We start from the raw sequence: 2,664 nt of genomic DNA on the forward strand, positions 1-2,664 counted from the left end.
AAATAGAATAGCTTCAAATACCGATAATAAGTTACTTCGGCATTTGATATAGCCAACATCAACCCTTCAGCGCCATCCAGAAATCCAGCCCGAAAAATATAAGTTCTTACAAAAGCCCAAAACCCATGTGCAATTGCAGGCACTAATCCCCCACGTTTGCCTTGTTGATGGCTATTTCTGGCACCAAGCGTTGAGTATTGATTTATTTTTGAGATGACTTCTTCCAGATCCTTGTAGGTCACATGAAGTAAGGGTGCAGTCAATTTAGCGGCTTCCCCCTTAAAAACAAGACTCTCATGAACAAGGTCATTACTAAATGAAGCCTCACCCCGTTTGAAAAGTCGTGTCACATAATCTGGCCACCAACCGGAGTGCCGGATGAATTTGCCGCAGTAACTTGAAAGTCGGGGTAATTTGTAAATCAATGGCCCTGCAGATTGAATCGCATTTGCAATTTCCTGGTGCAAGGCCTCGCTCACACGCTCATCAGCATCCAGCGATAGGACCCAATCACAGGTGGCGTAAGCCAAAGCCCGATTTTTTTGGATGCCAAATCCTTGCCAATCAATCGATGTATGAACTTTTTCAGTGTATTCTTTGGCAATGGATAAAGTATTATCAGTACTACCAGAATCCAAAATAATAATTTCGTCAGCCCAAGTAATGGATTCCAGACAGGCGCGAATATCGTGTTCCTCGTTTTTTACAATAACAATGACGGAAAGGGTCGATTTCATGGGCATGGTTTTGGTAACAGCTATAGCGCATCGCGCATTACACCAGCAGCTCCAAACTGAATGTGATGCAATTGCGCATACACCCCATTGCGAGCCAGCAATTCATCGTGGGTCCCTGTTTCAATGACCTCACCCTTTTGCAGCACGACGATGCGATCTGCTTTTTCGATGGTGGACAGGCGGTGTGCAATGACCAATGAGGTGCGCCCTTGCATCAGGGTTTCCAATGCGGCTTGCACGTGACGTTCCGATTCGCTGTCCAGCGCAGAAGTGGCTTCATCAAGAATGAGAATGGGCGCATTTTTAAGAATGGCGCGTGCAATGGCAATGCGCTGGCGTTGGCCACCGGAAAGCTTCACGCCACGTTCGCCCACCAGTGTCTGCAAGCCCTGTGGCATCTCGCTGATGAACTCCATGGCGTGCGCGGCTTGCGCTGCGGCAATGATCTCTGCCTCGGGGACTTCGCGCATCTGGCCGTAGGCGATATTGGCGGCAACCGTGTTGTTGAACAACACCACTTCCTGGCTGACCAACGCAATATTGGCACGCAGACTCGCAAGTGAAAGCTCTGCAAGATCATGGCCATCCAATGTGATGCGTCCGCTGTCGGGCAGATAAAAGCGCGGTACCAGATTGGCCAATGTGCTCTTGCCACTGCTGGATGCGCCCACCAGTGCGACGGCTTGCCCAGCGGGAATCTTCAGACAAATGTCTCGCAGCGCGAGCCTGTCGTCGCGCTCATAAGACAAGCTGACTTGCTCGAATTCGATGCAGCCCTCGGCGCGGCCGATGTCGATCTTGCCGGTGCTGATTTCACCCGCTGTGTCGATTAACGCAAAGACACTTTCCGATGCCGCCAAGCCGCGCTGCAGATGCTCACTCACACCCGTCAGGCGCTTGATCGGCGCCGTGAGCATCAGCATGGCAGCGATGAATGACAGGAACCCGCCAACAGTGGTTTCATCGTTGGCGGTCTGCAAGGTGGCAATATAGATGATGGCTGCCAAGGCCATGGCGGCAATCATCTGGACAATTGGCACGTTGCTGGACGCGGCCATGGCCTGCTTCATGTTGTAGCGTCGCACCCAGTTGACCTGTTCACTGAAACGACTGCGTTCGTAGTTTTGGCCACCAAACAGTTTGACGACTTTGTGTGCGGCAATACTTTCCTCGATGACCTGCGTGATGTCACCCATGGCTTGTTGTGCATCGCGGCTGGCATTGCGCAAGCGGGCGTTGATGATTCGCAGGATGAAGGCGATGACGGGCACCATGATCAAACTGAGCAAGGTGAGTTTCCAGTTCAAATAAAACAGCCAGCCAAGCAAACCGACGATGATGATGGAGTCGCGTACGACCACCGTCACCACGCTGGTGGCGGCCGTGGTGACCTGGGCCACGTCAAATGTCAGTTTGGACATCAGATTGCCGGTGGCGTGGTCGTCATAAAACGGGGTGGGTAGTGTCAGCAGTTTGTGAAACATGGCTTCACGCAAATCCATCACCACCTTGTTGCCAACCCACGCAATGGCATAAGTTCCCATGAACGAGGCTATACCGCGCACGAAGAAAATCACCAAAATGATCAGCGGCGTAAATTTGATGACAGCGTTGTCTTTATCGATGAACGCGCCATCGAGCATGGGCTTGAGCAAAGCCGGCAGCAACGGCTCGGTGGCTGCCGTGATGGCCATCCCCAGAATTGACAGGGCGAAGATGCGCCAATAGGGTTTGACGTAACCGAGAAGACGTAAATAAAGCCGCGTACTGTTTGGCTGCATGAGGTTGGCCTTAACAGGGTGCAAAAAATGGAAAAACTGGCTTCACTGAATCCGGCTCAGGTTTTGCGTTGAAAGGCGAGAAAAAGCGCTTACAGCAGCACAACATCATATTGCTCCTGCCCCATCGCGCTCTCGCTCTGCAGCGA

At 51.7% G+C, this 2,664-nt stretch carries 2 protein-coding genes; both read right to left on the minus strand.

Annotated features, from left to right (window positions below):
• The coding region (locus tag IBX54_RS14240; protein ID WP_296543314.1) for a glycosyltransferase family 2 protein at positions 1 to 743 on the minus strand (743 nt) is incomplete at its 3' end.
• Positions 744 to 757: 14 nt separating this feature from the next.
• Positions 758 to 2,518 (minus strand): lipid A export permease/ATP-binding protein MsbA, encoded by a 1,761-nt coding sequence (gene msbA / locus IBX54_RS14245; RefSeq protein ID WP_296543315.1) that lies wholly within the window; start codon positions 2,516 to 2,518, stop codon positions 758 to 760.
• Positions 2,519 to 2,664 lie beyond the last annotated feature (146 nt).

Origin of the sequence: Rhodoferax sp. (genome assembly GCF_014859475.1) — a bacterium.
Classification (GTDB): domain Bacteria; phylum Pseudomonadota; class Gammaproteobacteria; order Burkholderiales; family Burkholderiaceae_C; genus Rhodoferax.